Genomic DNA, 17,306 nt, shown 5'->3' with positions numbered 1-17,306 from the left:
GCTCAAATGCTCCAAAAAGCAAAATCGATAAAATTTGAGACAAATTTGGCTTAAAGCCCCGCATTTTTTGAAAAGCGGCTTTTGCAACTTGCCGCCTAATGTCCTCTCAAGCCGGACGGAGAGACCGAACCGGCAGACAGCAACCGGCGAAAAGACCGGGATGAAACAAGAGACAGGAACCGTAACATGGGCATGCTGATCAAAGGGACCTTCTGGTTTTGCGTCGTACTCGTCGTGCTGCCCTTCTTCGACGGCGAAGCCCAGAAGAAGCTGGAAGGCGCGCCCCAGGTTGAAGCCGCCGACGCAATGACTGCCGCCACCGGCGCACTCTCCTATATCGGAGAGATGTGCGCCCAGCGCCCGGAAGTCTGCATCAAGGGCGCCGAAACCGTCTCGGCGCTGGGCAACCGCGCCAAGGAAGGCGCGCTCGTCGCCTACAAGCTTCTCGACAAGAATTTCTCGGACAAGCCGGCAGCGGCAACCGCCGGCAGCACGGCTGCCCCGGACGTGGCCGAAGCCACCCAGTCCATTCCCGCCGCCGCCGAGCAGCCGCTGCCCGACGCCGTCGTCACCGGAACCGTCATCCCCGTGCCCTCGGCCCGCCCGAAGCATTGAGACCGCAACATCGATATACCGACTGCCTGATAGACCTTTTCTGATCCTGCCTGAACTCGCGATTTTCGCGAACGCCGCAAGCCTCGTGCCTGCGGCGTTTTCTTTTTGTGCGGCGCGCGCATGTTTCCTTCCGCGGCGTTTCAGCCTATATCCGGGCAAACAGCAAACGGACAGGCATGACATGGCGAGCATCGAGCAGATCATCGAGGATTTTACCTTTCTCGACGAATGGGAAGACCGCTATCGCTATGTCATCGAACTCGGCAAGGCGCTGCCGGATCTGCCCGACAGCGAAAAGACGGCCGAAAACAAGGTGCAGGGCTGCGCCAGCCAGGTCTGGCTCGTCAGCCATCGGGGTGAAGGCGCCGACCCGGTCATGACTTTCGAGGGCGACAGCGACGCGCATATCGTGCGCGGGCTCGTCGCCATCGTGCTCGCCATCTATTCCGGCCACAAGGCCTCCGAGATCGTGGCGACCGACGCCATCGACACGTTCAACACGATCGGGCTGGTGGAGCATCTCTCCTCGCAGCGGGCAAACGGGCTGAGATCGATGATCAAGCGGATCAGAGCCGAGGCGGCGGCGGCGGCCTAATGTCTCGTTCGCGTAGGCGGGTTTGAGGAAACCCCTCCCCACCCTCCCCACAAGGGGGAGGGAGACCGTGACGCACCGATTTCCCGCCTCACAAACGATACGCACGAGGCGATGCATGGCGGCTCCTCAAAGCCGGCCGGCTCACGGAAACATCACATTTGAGAAATCGTGAGCAGCGTTGGCGGCGTCGCTGTCGGACTGGGCTGGCGCCTCTATCCGTCTCCCCCCTTGTGGGGGAGATGGCGGCAGCCAGAGGGGGACTTTTTGACAACCCCTCACATCTCCGGCCGAAACCCCTCCTCGCCCCAGTGCCGCGTCTCGCGTCTTGCCGGGGGCGTGTAGTGCCGGTGCAAGGCCATCAGCGCCGTCTTCAGCATCAGTTTCGCCGAGCGGGGGGGCCATTGGCGTTCGCGCTCCACCGTTTCCAGACCCTTCATGAAACAGCAGATGTCCAGCGCAACGCCGGAGAGCTCGGGGCCGAGCGCGGCAAGGGCGCGGTTGACGCGGAGCCGGGCGGCGACGGCTGAGTCGGAGAGGTCGGCGACGCCTCCCCGTGCGCCCTTGACGTTGGTGCCGAGACGCGGCTCGAAGCGCATGGTGATCTGCGGCTGGAGCTGGCCGCGGGTGAAATCGGCATGCAGGCGCTCGCCGGCGGCGACGGCCTCGCGGGGGAAGTAGGCCTCGCCTGCCCTGCCCTTCAGGCGTTCGAGCGCGGAAAGCGGGGATTCGGAGAGGTTGCGGGTGACGCGCGCGGTCTCGTCGCCGATGGCGATGGTGGCTTCCGTCAGATCGCGATGCGGGCGGGCGAAGTCTGGCTCGGGCGTTTCGTGGCGTGCGATAAAGGCCTGAGCTTCCGGCAGCGGACGGATGCGCGCGCCATCGCGGGCGATCAGCCCCTGCCGGGCGGCGAGGAGCAGGATGGCCGGCGCGACGCAGAGCCGCGCTGTCGGGGTCTGCAGTTCCAGCGTCGCGACCGATGCACGCGCCTTCGGCGCGGATGTCGCGCAAATCTGCCCACCTGCGGGCGGCAGGGATTTGAGGAAGCGCAGCAGTTGGGACACGGCCTTCGTGGCGTTCTCAGTCATGGGCCACCTCGCCGAAATGGCCGAAGGCGAGCAGCGCGACGCGCTCGATGGCGCCGACGAACTCGTCGAAATCGCGATCATCGCGGCGGTCCTCGACCACGGCGCAGGCATGGGCGACCGTCGAGCGGTCGCGGCCGAAGCCGTCTCCGATCGTCGTCATCGTCATCTGCAGGGCGACATGGCAGACATACATGGCGATCTGGCGGATATGGCAGGCAAGCCTGCGGCGTTCGCGGCGCAGGCCGATGCGATCGCCGGCGGCGAAGATGAATTCGGCCGTCATGAGCCGGACGGCCTGGCAGATGACGCGTTCCGGCCGCGTCTGGCGCAAGGTCGACAGGGTCGGACGGGAGGGATCGAAACGGGTCCCGCCGCGTGGCATTCGCGGCTCTGCGCTGTGGTCTTTGCTGGTATTCATGAAAGCCTCCTACAAAATAGGAATTTATTCATACACCCTAGAGGGATTTTATGGATGTTTGGAAGCAATCCTCAGCAATCTATGATTGTTTTTTCTTAAGTTTTCGGAAATTTTGACGAATGATATGGGATTTTTTTCCTCACTCCCCAAAACTGTGCATGACAACAGAAAGGCGGGCCCCGGAAGGACCCGCCTCTCAATTCATCACAACGATGTCCGCTCAGGCGAAGTTGAGACGGCCAAGCTCGGTAAGGCGGGCAAGCGCAGCCTTGTCTCGCCAGGTCTTCATGATCGTGACCGTGGTAAAGGTGATCAGCGCCTCAAGGCCGAAGACCGGCATGTAGGCGAGCGCCCAGCGACCCCAGTCGACGAGCGCGAAGCTGTCGTTGGAGATCAGGAGCCAGAAGGCGACCATGGCGGCGACCCCGGCATAATAGACCGCATCGATGCGCAGCACGCGGGCGAAGCTGAAACGATCGGCCGCGTTCGCGGCGAAGAGCCGCTTGCCGAAGGTCTCGTGCACCGCCACCATCGGCAGCATCAGCGAGAGCGAATTGACGCCGAGATGGATCAGATCCTGCGGCTCGAAGAAGAAGCCCTGCAGGAAGAGGCCGAGCGCAAAACCCAGCATGGCCGGTGCAAAGCCAAAGAGAAGATAGACGGTCGTCGCCCCGATCAGATGCAGTTCGGACGGGCCGACGGCCAGATGCCAGGACTGCATGAGCACCGAGAAGACGATGGCTGCAAGGCCGGTCTTGACGATGTTGAGCGGCGCGCGCACGAGCGCCGGCAGCTGCGTTGCGACGACAGCGAGTGCGACCGCATTGGCCGCCGTCACGCGCAGGGGATCGATGATTCCAGGTTCGATATGCATGTTCGTTTCCTTTTCCAGCGCCCACCGCGCTAAAGGTGTTTTGTTCGAACCGCAGCCTTCGGGCTGCGGCGGTCCATGGCAGGTCTCCTGGCTTGCGGGTCTTTGCCGATCCTTCGCCTTATCGGTGCATTTTTCTGGCATGTCGTGCAAAACCGCAGAACAGTTTTGCACGACATGCCCTGGCACCAATGGCATCTGAAGGCGGCTCTCCGCTCACAGTTGCGGGGGCAGCCACGGTTTCGGGTCCTGATGGATACGCCTCACCGTGTTCCCTTTTAATCCTCGCGCCTCAAGGCGCGATGGAACCACTGTGACAATTGCTAGATGGTTTGGTCACGGGGAGCAAGCAGGCGAGCGCCACAGACCTGTGGAGTTGCGCCAGCGCAAAGTCTTCGCGCGCGATCTCGTCTATCCGGTGGGATGAAGATGAAGAATCATCTGCCCGGCGGGCAAGAATGCCGCATTGACGTATGAGGCCTTGCGGCCTATCCGTGGTGCAGGACGAGGGAATTTGACGGACTATGCAGCCGAGACAGGCGACTTTTGTGGGGATCGTGACGCGCTTATTCTGCGCGATCGCTCTCCTGTCGCTTTCGCTCGTCGCGCCGGCGGAGGCCAATTCCCGCGCGCTGTCTTCCGAGGAAGTCGCGGCCTTCATGCTGCCGGACGGCTCGCTGCCGTCTCTCTGCGTCACCATTCCCGACGGGTCCGGCCAGGGCAAGATCGTCAAGCTGGGGGCCGATTCGTTCGGCCTGCACCATCACGACGTCATCCTTCCGGTTCCCGCCGAAACGGCGGGGGCGCGTTTCGTCTTTGTTGCCGAACGGCTTGATCCGGTACGGCCGGATGCGCTTCGCCATCTCCTCTATCCGCCGGGTGCGGGCCCGCGCGCTCCACCGCCGACCGCCTGACAGACCGAACCGGCGTCGCGACCTCGCGTCCGGCGCTTTTTGTCACGCGCGGATCCGTATCCTGCCCCGATGGAGGCCGGCGAGGTCCGCCGAAAAGCGGATATCACCCATGCTTCACGTCAACGCTCGGCAGGCCGGCCTGCTGCATCCGGTCGACATGGACGCGGCCCATGCAACACCCGGCACCGCGCCGCGTCACCCGGACAAGCCCTTTCTGTATTTCATCGCGCCGGGAGATGATCTCGGGGAAGAACTCTGCGCCTCCGGGACGAACCAGAGGCTCTACCGGGTCATGGATGGCTGCCTGGCCGTCTATCATCTGCTCCCCGATGGCCGCCGCCAGATCATCGATATTGCCGGCCCCGGTCGGGCAATCGCCGGTCTGCCGGGCGGCCCGGACGGCCACGCGATCAAGGCGCTGACCTTCACCGAGATCGAGGTGCTGGACGCCGCCGTCAACCCTGCGCTTGCCGCCGAAGCCGCGCAGGAGGCTCTTGTCCGGCTTGCCCGCCATGCCATGCTGCTCGGCCGCATGAATGCGGCGGAAAAGGTGGCCAATGGACTTCTCGATCTGGCCGCGCAGTTCCCCCGCAAGCTGCGGCAGGGGCACCCCGTGCTGACGCTCTATCTGACGCGCAACGACCTTGCCGACTGGCTCGGCCTGACCGTCGAGACGGTCAGCCGAACACTCAACCAGTTCAAGCGCACCGGCATGATCGATTATGCGCATGCCGAAATCGTCACGCTGACCCGGCCCGAGCAGTTGAAGGCGCTCGCATCCGGCAGGCCTACACTCATCCGAAACACCAGACGTCAAGGAGAACACGCATGACCCTCATAAAGACCCTCGGCAAGACTTTGGGCCTGACGCTCGCCGCAGGCCTTCTCGCCACCGCCGCCTTTGCGCATGAATACAAGGTCGGCGAACTGGAAATCGTGCATCCGGCGAGCCGCGCCATGGTGCCGGGCGCTGCCGTTGGCGGCGGCTTCATGGAAATCATCAATCACGGCAAGAGCGACGACACGCTCGTTTCCATCACCTCGCCCGCCACGCCCGACGTGCAGCTGCACGAGATGGCCGTGACTGACGGCGTGATGAAGATGCGCCAATTGAAGGACGGCATTCCGGTGCCGGCCGGCAAGACGGTGGAACTCAAGAAGGGCGGCCTGCATGTGATGTTCATGAACGTGAAGACGCCCTTCAAGGAGGGCGACAAGGTGCCGGCCGTGCTGCATTTCCAGAAGGCCGGTGATGTGAAGGTCGAATTCCAGGTCGGCCCCGCCAATGGCGAGGAGATGAAACACGACATGAAGGACATGAACGGCCAGAAGCCGAAGATGTAACGGGCGCATATCCTGTCATCCCGGCGCCGGCGCCGGGATGACAGCTTGACACACAAAGAATGCTTTTAATTTATACTTTATAATATTGTAATATATATCACATTACCTACATATTTAACAAATGTTAATTAAAGGATGTGATTTCTTGCGAAAGTCACCGGAGCTTTCAGCATGAAAATTTCCACAAAATTGAGTGTAACGATCCTTGGATTGGTCGTTCTGATCATTGCTTCCATCATATCAACTTTCAGTATTCTTAATACGATGGGGTCCTCGATCTCGACGATCGTCAGCGACCGGCTGGTGCCGACCCGTAATCTGAAAATGGTTGGCGATCTTTATGCCGTGAATATTGTCGACACGTCGCACAAGGTGCGCAGCGGCACGATGAGCTTCGCCGATGGCGTGACGTCGGTCGAAAGCTCACTGACCAAGTCCGAAGCGCTGTGGAAAGACTATCTGAAGACCTACCTGACGGCGGATGAAAAGGCCCTGGCGGAGACGACCGACAAGGCGATCAAGCAGGGCCATGAACCGATCAAGACTTTGTTGCAGATCCTGAAGGCCAAGGACCAGAAGGCGCTGGACGCATTCGTGACGACCCAGCTTTACGCGTCGATCGATCCGATCACCGCAGATATCGGCAAACTGGTCGATCTTCAGATCCGTGTGGCCGACGAGGTCTCCAAGGATGCAGCGGGCGACGCTCAAATGAATCGCTATCTGCTGATCGGTTTCTCCGTTGTCGCAATAGCCATGTCGGCGCTGGCGCTCTGGGTCATCTTCAGGGGCGTGTCGCGCCCGCTGCGCACCATTACCGAGCGGATGGTCGACATCGCCGATGGAAACCTGACGGTCGATATTCCCTACGCCGACAAGAAGGACGAGGTCGGGGCCATTGCCGGTGCACTGGAAATCTTCCGCCAGGGCGGCTTGCGCAATCGCGAACTGGAACGCGCCGCCGAAGAGAACCGGAAGAATGCCGAGCGCGAGCGGATCGAACTCCAGCGCAAGGCCGAGGCCGATGCTTCCGAGCGCCTCCGCATTGCGACTTCGGGCCTTGCTGGCGGACTTCAGAAGCTGGCCGCCGGCGATCTGACGGTTGCCCTTCACGAGCCCTTCTCTGCCGAATTCGAACAGCTTCGCCACGATTTCAACTCTTCCGTTCAGCAGTTGGGCTCGGCGCTGGCGCAGGTGTCCGAAGCCGTTATCGCCATGAATGACGGGACCCGCGAAATCGCCGAAAGCTCGAACGAGTTGTCGAAGCGCACCGAACAGCAGGCCGCTGCTCTGGAAGAGACTGCAGCAGCCCTCGACCAGATCACGGTCAATGTGACGAATTCGGCGCGCCTCAGCGGCGAGGCAAAGCTCGTCGCCAATCAGGCGACGACATCGGCGACAAAGTCGGCGCAGGTTGTCTCGAACGCCGAAGAGGCCATGGGCCGCATCGAGCAAAGCTCGACGCAGATTTCCAACATTATCGGCGTTATCGACGAGATCGCCTTCCAGACCAATCTGCTGGCGCTGAATGCGGGCGTTGAAGCGGCGCGTGCGGGCGATGCGGGCAAGGGCTTTGCCGTCGTCGCGCAGGAAGTGCGCGAACTGGCGCAGCGTTCCGCACAGGCCGCCAAGGAAATCAAGGCGCTGATCCAGAATTCCAGCACCGAGGTGGAAAGCGGCGTGAAGCTCGTTCGCGAGACCGGCGAGGCGCTGAAGTCGATCGCAAGCTTCATCGTGCAGATCAACACCCATGTGGAATCGATCGCCGTATCGTCCGCCGAACAGTCGGCCGGGCTTTCGGAAGTCAACATTGCCGTCAACCAGATGGACCAGGGCACGCAGAAGAACGCGGCCATGGCCGAGGAATCGACTGCGGCTGCAACGGCGCTCACCCGCGAGGCCGACAAACTGCGCGAACTGGTCACGACCTTCAAACTGGCAGGCCGTTCCGACAACGCCGCCATGCTGCGCAGGACGGCCAGAACCATGGGTCAGACCATGGACCGGGCCGACAACCGTCCCGCCGCCAGACCTGCCCATATGGCGGCAAGAGCAGGCGGCAATCTGGCAACGAAGAGCCAGGACTGGGAAGAATTCTGAGCAGACAGGAACTCCTCCCGCACACCGCTCCACTTTACTTCATGACAATCAGGGCCGTCTCCTTCGAGGCGGCCCTTTCCGTATCCGGCTGAAGACTATGGCCTGCGGCAGAATGCTGCACCGCGTGTTATTTGCTTTACGGCAAATAGGCTCCGCTCTACTGCGCTATGGATTGATAGACGAGCTTAGAAAGAAGAAGAAACCCACGCGATACGCGGTGATTTCTTCACCCACCTTCGTTTGAATTTCGTCAATTCTTGATCAAATGCAAGTTTCGGAAGTCCGCGACTTTCGGAAGATTGAAAGGAGCGCATCATGCAGGCAGTCATTTACAATATCCCCATCTTCGGCTGGATGCTGCGCGAGGCGGCGGAGGGGACGGTGGCGGCGAAGCTGCTCTTCGTCATCAACTGCCTGCTCCTCTGGGCGCTCGCCATTACCTTCTTCGGCTTTCCGGCGATCATCATCCCCGCGCTCGCCGCCGTTGCCGGCATGTTCGCGCTGCTGATCGTTCTTTCGTGGCCCTATCTGGACGATTGAGACGACAGCCGCCTTGAGATGGATCAAGCGGCTGCTTGACCAGGATCAAGCGAAATCTTGATTTCAATCAATGCGGGACGCTTCGAAACGACGGACACTTTCCATCAAGACGGATGCATTGAAGCGAGGCGCGATCGCCCCACGATGCATCCGCCGGACGGAGAGCATCATGTTCAAGAAAATTATCGTCGCCGTGGATATCGCGCAGATCGACAAGGGTGCGAAAATCCTGAAGAAGGCGGAAGCGCTGGCCGATGACGGCGGCGAGATCGTGCTTCTGAACGTTGTCGAGGACATTCCGGGCTATCTGACCATCGACGTGCCGGGGCATGTCATCGAGAAAAACCGCAAGCAGGCACTCGAAACGCTCGACAAGATGCGCGCCGAGATCAAGGTGCGGACCCGCGCCGAGCTTCGCACCGGGCAGGCCGCCAGCAACATTCTGGCTGCGGCACAGGCCCATGAGGCCGACCTGATCATGGTGGCGTCGCACCGGCCGGACATTTCCAACTATTTCCTCGGCTCGACCGCCGACCGCGTGGTTCGGCATGCCGATATTTCGGTTCTGGTCGACCGCTGAAACCCATGGATCCGGAGAGAGGGCAATGAACGCCATGAACCCGCACCAAGCCCGATTGCTGGCCCGCCAGCACGAACTCATGCAGCGGCTCGGCAAGATCGAGACGGATCTCGACACGACGCGCAATCCCGATAGCGAAGAGCGCGCCACCGAGCGCGAGAATGACGAAGTCCTGGAAGAACTGGGCCTGCAGGGACAGATGGAACTGAAGGCGATCGAGGCGGCGCTGAAACGCGTGGCCGACGGCACCTACGGAACCTGTGTGCGCTGCGGCGGACCCATCAGCGAAGAGCGGCTCACGGCCGTTCCGCATGCCGCGCTTTGCCGCGAATGCATGGGGTGACTTGATGGAAAGCGCCCGCCGAGGCCACCAGGCCTTGAGGCGGGACGCTTGAAGAAACGATGCGCGGACCGTATCGGGGGTGAGGCGGTTAAACCCTTCTTCCGCGCAAAGTAGAGGCCGGGTGTTCACGGGGAGCACCCGGCCTCATTTTGTTTTAAGCCTGCCCGAACTCAGAAGTCATTCGGCCCTAGCGGGCCGCCCCCTCATCTGTCCTTCGGACATCTTCTCCCCGCTGGGGAGAAGCAGGAGATTGCCGCAGCCTCTCGGGCCTCCTCGCCCCTTGGGGAGAGGTCCGCCGAGCGGAAGCGGAGGCGGGGTGAGCGGGATGCCGCGAATGCAAACGCAGTAGGCCGGCGTTGCGCAAACTCCCCTCTCCTCATAATCCTCACTTATCCGGCGTGAAATTCATCGCCGTGCCGTTCAGGCAGTAGCGCAGGCCGGTCGGCGGCGGGCCGTCGGGGAAGACGTGGCCGAGATGGGCGTCGCAGCGGGCACAGCGGATTTCGGTGCGGACCATGAAATGCGAGCGATCCTCGATCTCCCTGATCGCATCCTCCGATACCGCCTTGAAAAAGCTCGGCCAGCCGCAGCCGGCATCGAATTTCGTGTCCGACACGAAAAGCGGCGCATCGCAGCAGACACAGGAATAGGTGCCGCGCTCGAACGTGTTCCAGAAGGGGCCGGTAAAGGGCCGCTCGGTGCCATGCTCGCGCGTCACATGATACTGTGCCGGCGTGAGCTGGTCGCGCCATTCTTCGTCCGACTTGGTGATGACGGGAACCATGTGTGCCATATGCGCCTCCATGCGACTGCCTCGCCTCCTGCAGCACCTGAGCGCACTCAGAAACTGATTCAAGGGCGGGCATTTTGCCAATTGATTTTGTTGAAGTTACGCGACGACAGATGGGGATGTCGAGACGGTTCGGCAATGGGGCGGGGGATCAAGCGGGATCAACTTGGTGTGATGAAATCGGGCGGTCGGGATGATGCGGGACGACAAGTATTGAGGAGGCCGCCGAAGCGGCCTCCCTGAATTGCTCAGTCGTTCTTGTGGCTTTGCTGGCCGGCCTTCACATGCTGTTCATGCGAGCCGCCGCGCGTACCGGAAGAAGAATTGTCCTTGTCCGAGGAAGCATTCTGCTGAGAGCCCGTATTCTTGTGGCTCTGTTCTCCGGCCTTCACGTGCTGTTCGTGCGAACCACCTTGATTTGCCATTGCTTTTCTCCTTGGGTTGACGAGATCAACTTTGCGATCTCGGTTGACCTAACAGGAACCGCAGGGGCATGTTCCGCAGAAAAACAGGTTTTGCATCGGATCGGGGGCGCCGCGAGCAGGGTACGCAGCGGTTAGATTTTCTGGCCCTCCCCCCGAAAAATCCCTTCTCAAGGTTGAGCCACCCGGCACATTGCCCTATCTCTCATTTTCCCGATGCCAATGCGGAGACCTCATGGCGGCCAGCGATGCGCCTTACATATTCCTTACCCTGATCGCGCCGTTCCTCGCGGCGGCTATAGCACCCTTGCTGACGCGGGCGCTCGGGCATTGGGCGGCGCTGCCGCTGGCGCTGGTGCCCGCCGGCATTTTCGCCTTCTTCTGCCGGGCGCTGGCCGATGTGCAGGGCGGACAGGCGATCACCGGCGGATATCTGTGGGTTCCCTCCTTCAATGTCAGCTATTCCTGGCTGATCGACGGGCTGTCGCTGACCTTCGTGCTTCTGATTTCGGGCATCGGCGCGCTCATCCTGCTTTATGCCGGCGGCTATCTGAAGGGGCATGCGCAGCAGGGGCGTTTCTTTTCCTTCATCCTGATGTTCATGGGCTCGATGCTTGGCGTCGTGGTGTCCGACAGTTTCCTCATGCTCTTCATCTACTGGGAGCTGACCTCGATCACCTCCTTCCTGCTGATCGGCTTCGATCATTCGCGCGAGGCCTCGCGGCGCGCGGCGATCCAGGCGCTGGTGGTGACGGGCGGCGGCGGGCTGGCGCTGCTTGCGGGGCTCATTCTCGTCTGGAACATGACCGGTGTCAGCACCATCTCGCTGCTGATCGAATACGCGCAGGCGGTGAAGGCGAGCCCCTATTTCTTTGCGGCCCTTTTGCTGATCCTCGGCGGGGCCTTTACCAAGTCGGCACAGTTTCCGTTCCATTTCTGGCTGCCCAACGCCATGGAGGCCCCCACCCCGGTTTCCGCCTATCTGCATTCGGCAACCATGGTGAAGGCCGGTGTGTTCCTGCTGATGCGGCTGCAGCCGGTGTTTGGCGACACCGCGGCCTGGGAGACGATCCTGCCCGTCTTCGGCGGCGCGACGCTGCTGGCTGGCACTGTCATCGGCCTGCGCCAGACGGATCTGAAGCTGATGCTCGCCTATACGACGATCGCTTCGCTCGGGCTGCTCGTCATGCTGACCGGCTTCGGCACGCCGCATGCCCTGGAAAGTGCCGTGCTCTATCTGATTGCGCATGCGCTGTTCAAGGGCGCGCTCTTTATGGTGGCGGGCGCGATCGACCATGAGGCCGGCACGCGTGACATCACGCGGCTGGGCGGGCTCTGGCGGGCCATGCCGCTGACCTTTGCCGCGGCCATGCTGGCAGCACTCTCCATGGGCGGGCTGCCGCCCTTCCTCGGCTTTCTCGCCAAGGAAGAGGTTTACGAGGCTCTGGCGGGCAGCAATCCGCGGGCCATCGCCTTCACGCTGTTCGCGATCATCGGCAACGGGCTGATGTTCGCTCTAGCCTTTGCCGTGGCGCTGAAGCCGTTTATCGGGACCGAGCGGGATTTGCCTGGGGGGCACCATGGGGCGGCGGCTGGCGCTGAGACCGGGGCACCCCCCTCTGCCCTGCCGGGCATCTCCCCCTCAAGGGGGGAGATCGGCAAGAGGCACACGCCCCACATTCACGAAGCCCCTGCCCTCATGCTCATCGGCCCGCTCGTTCTGGCGCTGGCGGGACTGGCTGCGGGGATCTTCTCGGACGCGTTCCACGCGACCTTCTCCGCGCCGATGGCCTCGGCCATTGCGCATGAACAGCGAAGCATCAGCATTTCGGCTATCCCGCATCTCTCCCTGCCCTTCCTGCTGTCGCTGGCAACGGTCGCGCTCGGCGTCATCGTCTATCTTCTCCTCGACCGGGCGCGCGAGGCCGCAGCCGCCGCGCTGGAATCGATCGGCTGGGGGCCGGATCAGGGGTTCGATCAGGCGATGCGCGGGCTGGTGCGCGGCTCATATATCATCACGCGGCGCATCCAGACCGGGCGTCTGGAAACCTATGTCATGGTGACGTTCATCGTCATTGCGGCAGCACTTCTCGTCCCCATGACCACGTTCGGCGAATGGCCGGCCGCGCCTCTCTGGCCGGTAGACGCCGGTTTTCATGAGCTGATGGTCTTTGCCATCGCTGTCATTGGCCTCTTCGCGGTGGTCTTCGCCGCCGACCGGCTGACCGCCATCGTCTCGCTCGGCATTCAGGGCTTTGCGGTCGCCGTCATCTTCATGCTCTATGGCGCGCCGGATCTGGCCTTCACGCAGTTCATGGTCGAGACGCTGTCGGTGGTGATCCTGGCGCTGGTGATGACGCGGCTGGACCTGCAGCCGAGCGATCATCGCCATGGGTTCGAGCGGCTCAAGGATGCGGCAATCGCGCTGGCTTGCGGGGCCGGCTTTGCGGCGCTGCTCATGCGCGCGGTGCAGGTGCCGTTCAACAACACGCTCACAGACTTCTTCAATCAATGGTCCAAGGTGGTGGCGCATGGGACGAATGTCGTCAATGTCATCATCGTCGACTTCCGCGGCACGGATACGCTGGGCGAGATCGCCGTGGTGACGATCACCGGCCTTGCCATCCTGGCGCTCATCCGCATCCGCGTGTCCGGCGACGTGAAGCCGGCGGACAACGATCCGGAAAGGAGCGCCTGATGGCCAAGCCCAAGCCGGCCCGCGCGCCCAAACCTGACCCGGCGGAGGGTCAGAAGCGCAGCCCCATGCGCCGGGGCATGGACACGCTGATCTTCCGCACCATGGCGCCTTATCTCACGGCGCTGATGGTGCTCTTCTCCGTCTTCGTGCTGCTGCGCGGGCATAACCAGCCGGGCGGCGGCTTCATCGGCGGACTGATTGCCGCCTCGGCCTTTGCGATCCTCGGCATTGCGCAAGGCGTCTCGGCGGTGCGGCGCGCGCTGTGGTTCGATCCGACCGCGATTGCGGCGGCTGGGCTCACGGTTTCGACACTTGCCGGCCTGATGTCCCTGGCGGCCGACGTGCCCTTCATGACGGCGCTGTGGGTGTTTCCGAACATATTCGGCACGGAAGTCGCCCTGTCGACGCCGATGCTGTTCGATATCGGCGTTTATCTGGTGGTGACGGGAGCAATCACGACGGTTGCGCTGGCGCTCGAAGAACGGGAGGACGACTGAGCATGGAAGGCTTCATGTCCGTCATCGTCGGCATCTTCTTCGCCGTGGCGATCTATCTGATGCTGTCGCAATATATCATTCGCATCCTGCTCGGCGTGGCGATCCTCGGCAATGCGGTCAACCTGCTGCTCTTCGTCGCCGGGCGAGTGACGCGCGAGGTTCCGCCGATCATCGGCAAGGGCGCGGACGCGCTGCCCGCCAGCGCCGCCAATCCGCTACCGCAGGCGCTGATCCTGACGGCCATCGTCATTTCGTTTTCCTTCTTCGCCTTCCTGCTGGTGCTGGCCTATCGCGCGTATCAGACGCTGAAGACCGACGACACGCATCAGATGCGCCTCGCCGAGCCGGAAGACGCGGCCGAACCGCCGCTGGGCTATTGAGGGAGGGATACCGGAAAATTCATGGCCGCCAATAGCATCCCCCTCGAAGCGCTTGAAAAGTCGATGGTTCTGGCACCCGTGCCGGCCGCGCACTGGCTCGTGATTGCGCCGCCCGTCTGGTGCCTGCTGCTGGGCGCGATCCTGATCATGGTGCGCAAGCGGCCGGGGCTGCAGGCCTGGCTGGCGATCCCGGCGCTGGCTGCCCTCGTGCTGATCGATGCGGCGCTGCTTTTCGCCGTCACGCGCGAAGGGCCGGTGACCATGGTGATGGGGCGCTGGCTGCCGCCATTCGGGATTGCCTTTACGGTCGATCTCACCGGCGCGCTGTTCAATCTGACGGGCGGGATCGCCGCGCTGGCGGGCGGGATTGCGGCGCTCGGCGATATCGACAGGACGAAGCGGGCCTATGGCTTCTATCCCTTCCTTCTCCTGATGGTCGGCGGTGTCTCCGGGGCGTTTCTCACCGGCGATATCTTCAACCTCTATGTCTGGTTCGAGGTTCTGCTGATCTCCTCCTTCGGCCTGATCATCCTTGGCTCGGAGCGGGCGCAGCTCGATGGCGCGACGAAATACGCGATCCTGAACCTCATCGGCACGACGCTTTTCCTGATCGCGGTCGGCATTCTCTATGCCGTTTTCGGGACGCTCAACATGGCCGACATCGCGGCCAAGGCGCCGAAGCTCGGCGAGATCCCACCGCTGATGACGCTGGGCCTCATCTTCATTGCCGCGTTTTCGATGAAGGCGGCGGCATTTCCGGTGAACTTCTGGCTGCCGGCCTCCTATCACACGCCGCGCATCGTCGTGGCGGGACTGTTTGCCGGGCTGCTGACCAAGGTCGGCGTCTATGCGCTCCTGCGCGTCATGGTCATGATCTTTCCGCAGGAGGGTAATGCCTATTCGCTGCTGATCGGCGTCGTGGCGATCCTGACCATGCTGACGGGCGCGCTTGGGGCGCTGGCGCAATCGGATCTGCGGCGCATGCTCGGCTATATCGTGATCACCGGAATCGGCATCATCCTGTCGGGCGTGGCGCTGGGTGGGCAGACGGCGATTGCGGGCGCGCTCTTCTATGCGATGCATTCGATGATCGTCATGCTGGCGCTTTATCTCATGGCTGGCGTTGCAGGGCGCATGGGCGGTTCGTTTTCACTGCACGATCTTTCGGGCCTTTACGCCAGGAGCCCGCTTCTGGCGGCGATCACGCTGGCGCTGTTCTTTTCCGTGTCGGGCCTGCCGCCCTTCTCCGGCTTCTGGCCCAAGGCGATGCTGGTGAAGGCGACCTTCGATTTCGGCGCGTGGTGGCAGGGCGGCGTGATCCTCGTCTCCGGCCTCCTAACGACCATTGCCGTCATGCGCGCCTTCGCGCTCGGCTGGTGGCGGATGCCAGTTTCAGGAACGGTCGAGCCGGCGCGGATAGAGGCCAGCGAAGCGGTCCCGCTTGTCGGTCTCACGCTTCTCTCCCTCGGCATCGGGCTCTATCCCGAACCGCTTCTGGCGCTGGCGCAGACGGCCGCCGCAGGGCTTCTTGAGCCGACGGCCTATCTGCATTCCGTCTTCCCCGGACTTTCGCCGCTGGGAGGGCCCCTGCCATGACGCGGTTGCTGGTTCTTCTCGTCTTCACGCTGATCTGGGCGGCGGTCACCGGCTCGTTTGCGCCGCTCAACCTCGGCTTCGGGCTTGTCCTGTCGGCGCTGGCGCTTTTCCTCATCCGGGAAAACGTGCAGCCGAGCCGGATTGCGGTCCGGCCGCTCGGGGTGCTGGCGCTGACGCTTCTCTTCTTCAAGGAACTGGCGCTCTCGGCCTTCAAGGTCGCGGTTCTCGTCAGCCGGCCGAAGATGGACCTGAAGCCGGGCATTTTCGCCTTTCCGCTGAGGGTGGACCGCGATTTCGAGATCACGCTTCTCGCCAATCTCATCACGCTCACGCCGGGTACGCTGTCCGTCGACGTTTCCGACGACCGGCGCTTCCTCTACGTCCACGCGCTCGACTGCGCCGATCCGCAAGCGACCATCCGCGACATCGCCGACGGGTTCGAAGCGAAAATTCTGGAGGCGTTTCGATGACGGCGGGCGACCAGATCGTCTATGCGGCAACCTGGTTTGCGCTGATCGCGCTGCCGGTGGCCTTTCTGATGACGGTGGTGCGGGTCATTCTCGGACCCAGCCTGCCGGATCGCGTCGTCGCACTCGACATGCTGACGGCGATCGCCATCGGCTTCATCGCCGTCATCGCCCTGAAAACCGGCTTTCACCTCTATATCGACATCGCCATTGCGCTCGGCCTTGTCGGCTTTCTCGCCACCGTCGCGCTGGCGCGTTTCATCCTGGCGAGCGCCGGCAGGGTCAAGGCGGGCACGCCGAAGCCCGGCGTCGAAAAGACGGGCAAGGTGAAGCAAAAATCCGTCACCGGGAGGAAAAGGCGATGACGCTCTGGCTTGCCATTCCCGTCAGCCTACTGCTTGTCGGCGGCTCGATCTTCGCGCTTCTGGCGGCGCTCGGCGTCCTGCGCCTGCCCGATGTCTATACGCGCATGCATGCCGCCTCGAAGGCGGGGGCGGTTGGCTCGGGGCTGCTGCTTCTGGCAACGGGCCTTGGCTCGCAGGATCCCGCGATCCTGGTTCGCGCCGCCGCCGGTTTCGTTTTCTTTGTCCTGACGGCGCCGGTGTCGGCACATCTTCTGGCGCGCGCGGCACATCTGGCGCGTGTGCCTCTCGATCCCGCAAGCGTCCGTGACGACTATCGCAGTGGCCAGACGGACACTCTTTCCAAGTAGTCAGTGCGCCTGCAAAACCGCCAAGACAGAATGCCTTTCGCCATGACTACGTTTGACCCGGAGCTAACATTCAGGTTGTTCTATTCCTGTATCGTTTCCGGCAATTGTTACGGATTGGTTAGAATTGGTAAATTTCCCTTATCAGCGTATGGACTTTTACTGAAAGGGTGGTAATCACGACGTCTGTAAAGGTTGCGCTTCGCCGGAAATTCCTCTTCGCGCCCCGGGCCAAGAGGATTATGCAAAGATTAAAGTAGGCCTAAACTTGCCCGCTTCAATTGTCCGGCGGCAGCAAAACGTTAATTTTTCAACAAGTGATCGCCAGAGGCGCTCACGTCT

Annotated in this window: 21 protein-coding genes and 1 riboswitch; of the genes, 16 read left to right on the top strand and 5 right to left on the bottom strand. The window is 62.2% G+C overall.

Annotated features, from left to right (window positions below):
• Window positions 1-186 precede the first annotated feature (186 nt).
• Window positions 187-615, top strand: a complete 429-nt coding sequence (locus LQK83_RS06370; protein WP_230836529.1) for a DUF5330 domain-containing protein — start codon at window positions 187-189, stop codon at window positions 613-615.
• 181 nt (window positions 616-796) lie between these two features.
• Window positions 797-1,210, top strand: coding sequence for a SufE family protein (locus LQK83_RS06365; RefSeq protein ID WP_230836528.1), 414 nt, complete (start codon window positions 797-799; stop codon window positions 1,208-1,210).
• A 275-nt stretch (window positions 1,211-1,485) separates the two neighbouring features.
• Here LQK83_RS06365 and LQK83_RS06360 read toward each other — a convergent pair whose 3' ends face one another.
• The 3 genes from LQK83_RS06360 to LQK83_RS06350 all read right to left on the bottom strand — a co-directional run bounded on the left by LQK83_RS06360 (window position 1,486) and on the right by LQK83_RS06350 (window position 3,587).
• The gene (locus LQK83_RS06360) at window positions 1,486-2,295 is read right to left on the bottom strand and encodes a DUF6456 domain-containing protein (RefSeq protein WP_230836527.1); all 810 of its coding nucleotides are present in this window, start codon (window positions 2,293-2,295) and stop codon (window positions 1,486-1,488) included.
• Window positions 2,288-2,713, bottom strand: a complete 426-nt coding sequence (locus LQK83_RS06355) for a helix-turn-helix domain-containing protein (protein WP_330166266.1) — start codon at window positions 2,711-2,713, stop codon at window positions 2,288-2,290. The genes LQK83_RS06360 and LQK83_RS06355 overlap by 8 nt, the downstream gene beginning before the upstream one ends.
• Window positions 2,714-2,933: 220 nt before the next feature.
• Entirely contained in the window at window positions 2,934-3,587 is a 654-nt protein-coding gene (locus LQK83_RS06350; protein ID WP_230836526.1) for an energy-coupling factor ABC transporter permease, read from the bottom strand.
• A 60-nt stretch (window positions 3,588-3,647) separates the two neighbouring features.
• A riboswitch (cobalamin riboswitch) is annotated at window positions 3,648-3,904 on the bottom strand.
• 237 nt (window positions 3,905-4,141) lie between these two features.
• Between LQK83_RS06350 and LQK83_RS06345 the strand changes: the two genes are divergently transcribed.
• The 7 genes from LQK83_RS06345 (at window position 4,142) to LQK83_RS06315 (ending at window position 9,405) form a co-directional block, all read left to right on the top strand.
• Window positions 4,142-4,498, top strand: coding sequence for a hypothetical protein (locus LQK83_RS06345; protein ID WP_230836525.1), 357 nt, complete (start codon window positions 4,142-4,144; stop codon window positions 4,496-4,498).
• A gap of 109 nt (window positions 4,499-4,607) precedes the next feature.
• Window positions 4,608-5,330, top strand: coding sequence for a Crp/Fnr family transcriptional regulator (locus LQK83_RS06340; protein ID WP_230836524.1), 723 nt, complete (start codon window positions 4,608-4,610; stop codon window positions 5,328-5,330).
• On the top strand, window positions 5,327-5,842 hold the full coding sequence (locus LQK83_RS06335) for a copper chaperone PCu(A)C (RefSeq protein ID WP_230836523.1): 516 nt from the start codon (window positions 5,327-5,329) through the stop codon (window positions 5,840-5,842). The genes LQK83_RS06340 and LQK83_RS06335 overlap by 4 nt, the downstream gene beginning before the upstream one ends.
• A gap of 171 nt (window positions 5,843-6,013) precedes the next feature.
• Window positions 6,014-7,942, top strand: coding sequence for a methyl-accepting chemotaxis protein (locus LQK83_RS06330; protein ID WP_230836522.1), 1,929 nt, complete (start codon window positions 6,014-6,016; stop codon window positions 7,940-7,942).
• Window positions 7,943-8,257: 315 nt separating this feature from the next.
• A complete protein-coding gene (locus tag LQK83_RS06325; protein WP_230836521.1) occupies window positions 8,258-8,482 on the top strand; it encodes a hypothetical protein in 225 nt (74 codons plus the stop codon).
• Window positions 8,483-8,651: 169 nt separating this feature from the next.
• Entirely contained in the window at window positions 8,652-9,062 is a 411-nt protein-coding gene (locus tag LQK83_RS06320; RefSeq protein WP_230836520.1) for a universal stress protein, read from the top strand.
• A gap of 25 nt (window positions 9,063-9,087) precedes the next feature.
• Window positions 9,088-9,405: a TraR/DksA family transcriptional regulator gene (locus LQK83_RS06315; RefSeq protein WP_230836519.1), complete on the top strand. Its 318-nt coding sequence runs from the start codon at window positions 9,088-9,090 to the stop codon at window positions 9,403-9,405.
• A 385-nt stretch (window positions 9,406-9,790) separates the two neighbouring features.
• Here LQK83_RS06315 and msrB read toward each other — a convergent pair whose 3' ends face one another.
• Together msrB and LQK83_RS06305 are read right to left on the bottom strand one after the other, a co-directional pair.
• Window positions 9,791-10,198 carry a peptide-methionine (R)-S-oxide reductase MsrB gene (msrB, locus tag LQK83_RS06310; RefSeq protein ID WP_230836518.1) on the bottom strand — a complete coding sequence of 136 codons (408 nt, stop codon included), beginning with the start codon at window positions 10,196-10,198 and terminating at the stop codon, window positions 9,791-9,793.
• Between the two features lie 245 nt (window positions 10,199-10,443).
• Window positions 10,444-10,620: a hypothetical protein gene (locus LQK83_RS06305; RefSeq protein ID WP_230836517.1), complete on the bottom strand. Its 177-nt coding sequence runs from the start codon at window positions 10,618-10,620 to the stop codon at window positions 10,444-10,446.
• 232 nt (window positions 10,621-10,852) lie between these two features.
• Between LQK83_RS06305 and mbhE the strand changes: the two genes are divergently transcribed.
• The 7 genes from mbhE (at window position 10,853) to mnhG (ending at window position 16,967) form a co-directional block, all read left to right on the top strand.
• Window positions 10,853-13,315: a hydrogen gas-evolving membrane-bound hydrogenase subunit E gene (gene mbhE, locus LQK83_RS06300; RefSeq protein ID WP_230836516.1), complete on the top strand. Its 2,463-nt coding sequence runs from the start codon at window positions 10,853-10,855 to the stop codon at window positions 13,313-13,315.
• Between the two features lie 77 nt (window positions 13,316-13,392).
• The gene (locus tag LQK83_RS06295; protein ID WP_230836922.1) at window positions 13,393-13,812 is read left to right on the top strand and encodes a Na+/H+ antiporter subunit B; all 420 of its coding nucleotides are present in this window, start codon (window positions 13,393-13,395) and stop codon (window positions 13,810-13,812) included.
• Between the two features lie 2 nt (window positions 13,813-13,814).
• Window positions 13,815-14,192 carry a Na+/H+ antiporter subunit C gene (locus tag LQK83_RS06290; RefSeq protein WP_230836515.1) on the top strand — a complete coding sequence of 126 codons (378 nt, stop codon included), beginning with the start codon at window positions 13,815-13,817 and terminating at the stop codon, window positions 14,190-14,192.
• A 21-nt stretch (window positions 14,193-14,213) separates the two neighbouring features.
• Complete coding sequence (locus tag LQK83_RS06285; protein ID WP_230836514.1) at window positions 14,214-15,788, top strand: Na+/H+ antiporter subunit D; 1,575 nt, start codon at window positions 14,214-14,216, stop codon at window positions 15,786-15,788.
• Window positions 15,785-16,258 (top strand): Na+/H+ antiporter subunit E, encoded by a 474-nt coding sequence (locus LQK83_RS06280; protein WP_230836513.1) that lies wholly within the window; start codon window positions 15,785-15,787, stop codon window positions 16,256-16,258. Before LQK83_RS06285 ends, LQK83_RS06280 begins: the two co-directional genes overlap by 4 nt.
• A complete protein-coding gene (locus LQK83_RS06275; RefSeq protein WP_230836512.1) occupies window positions 16,255-16,620 on the top strand; it encodes a cation:proton antiporter in 366 nt (121 codons plus the stop codon). Before LQK83_RS06280 ends, LQK83_RS06275 begins: the two co-directional genes overlap by 4 nt.
• Window positions 16,617-16,967 (top strand): monovalent cation/H(+) antiporter subunit G, encoded by a 351-nt coding sequence (gene mnhG / locus LQK83_RS06270; protein ID WP_230836511.1) that lies wholly within the window; start codon window positions 16,617-16,619, stop codon window positions 16,965-16,967. Before LQK83_RS06275 ends, mnhG begins: the two co-directional genes overlap by 4 nt.
• Window positions 16,968-17,306 lie beyond the last annotated feature (339 nt).

Source organism: Rhizobium sp. C1, assembly GCF_021026335.1.
Taxonomy (GTDB): Bacteria; Pseudomonadota; Alphaproteobacteria; order Rhizobiales; family Rhizobiaceae; genus Ensifer_A.
Note: the sequence above shows the minus strand (reverse complement) of the source record. Positions and strands in the feature narration are given on the sequence as shown.

What these genes read in the sequence shown, in the direction of transcription:
- LQK83_RS06370 (WP_230836529.1), top strand. Translation starts at nt 187, where the DNA reads ATGGGCATGCTGATCAAAGGGACCTTCTGGTTTTGCGTCGTACTCGTC.
- LQK83_RS06365 (WP_230836528.1), top strand. Translation starts at nt 797, where the DNA reads ATGGCGAGCATCGAGCAGATCATCGAGGATTTTACCTTTCTCGACGAA.
- LQK83_RS06360 (WP_230836527.1), bottom strand. Translation starts at nt 2,295, where the DNA reads ATGACTGAGAACGCCACGAAGGCCGTGTCCCAACTGCTGCGCTTCCTC.
- LQK83_RS06355 (WP_330166266.1), bottom strand. Translation starts at nt 2,713, where the DNA reads ATGAATACCAGCAAAGACCACAGCGCAGAGCCGCGAATGCCACGCGGC.
- LQK83_RS06350 (WP_230836526.1), bottom strand. Translation starts at nt 3,587, where the DNA reads ATGCATATCGAACCTGGAATCATCGATCCCCTGCGCGTGACGGCGGCC.
- LQK83_RS06340 (WP_230836524.1), top strand. Translation starts at nt 4,608, where the DNA reads ATGCTTCACGTCAACGCTCGGCAGGCCGGCCTGCTGCATCCGGTCGAC.
- LQK83_RS06335 (WP_230836523.1), top strand. Translation starts at nt 5,327, where the DNA reads ATGACCCTCATAAAGACCCTCGGCAAGACTTTGGGCCTGACGCTCGCC.
- LQK83_RS06330 (WP_230836522.1), top strand. Translation starts at nt 6,014, where the DNA reads ATGAAAATTTCCACAAAATTGAGTGTAACGATCCTTGGATTGGTCGTT.
- LQK83_RS06325 (WP_230836521.1), top strand. Translation starts at nt 8,258, where the DNA reads ATGCAGGCAGTCATTTACAATATCCCCATCTTCGGCTGGATGCTGCGC.
- LQK83_RS06320 (WP_230836520.1), top strand. Translation starts at nt 8,652, where the DNA reads ATGTTCAAGAAAATTATCGTCGCCGTGGATATCGCGCAGATCGACAAG.
- LQK83_RS06315 (WP_230836519.1), top strand. Translation starts at nt 9,088, where the DNA reads ATGAACGCCATGAACCCGCACCAAGCCCGATTGCTGGCCCGCCAGCAC.
- msrB (WP_230836518.1), bottom strand. Translation starts at nt 10,198, where the DNA reads ATGGCACACATGGTTCCCGTCATCACCAAGTCGGACGAAGAATGGCGC.
- LQK83_RS06305 (WP_230836517.1), bottom strand. Translation starts at nt 10,620, where the DNA reads ATGGCAAATCAAGGTGGTTCGCACGAACAGCACGTGAAGGCCGGAGAA.
- mbhE (WP_230836516.1), top strand. Translation starts at nt 10,853, where the DNA reads ATGGCGGCCAGCGATGCGCCTTACATATTCCTTACCCTGATCGCGCCG.
- LQK83_RS06295 (WP_230836922.1), top strand. Translation starts at nt 13,393, where the DNA reads ATGGACACGCTGATCTTCCGCACCATGGCGCCTTATCTCACGGCGCTG.
- LQK83_RS06290 (WP_230836515.1), top strand. Translation starts at nt 13,815, where the DNA reads ATGGAAGGCTTCATGTCCGTCATCGTCGGCATCTTCTTCGCCGTGGCG.
- LQK83_RS06285 (WP_230836514.1), top strand. Translation starts at nt 14,214, where the DNA reads ATGGCCGCCAATAGCATCCCCCTCGAAGCGCTTGAAAAGTCGATGGTT.
- LQK83_RS06280 (WP_230836513.1), top strand. Translation starts at nt 15,785, where the DNA reads ATGACGCGGTTGCTGGTTCTTCTCGTCTTCACGCTGATCTGGGCGGCG.
- LQK83_RS06275 (WP_230836512.1), top strand. Translation starts at nt 16,255, where the DNA reads ATGACGGCGGGCGACCAGATCGTCTATGCGGCAACCTGGTTTGCGCTG.
- mnhG (WP_230836511.1), top strand. Translation starts at nt 16,617, where the DNA reads ATGACGCTCTGGCTTGCCATTCCCGTCAGCCTACTGCTTGTCGGCGGC.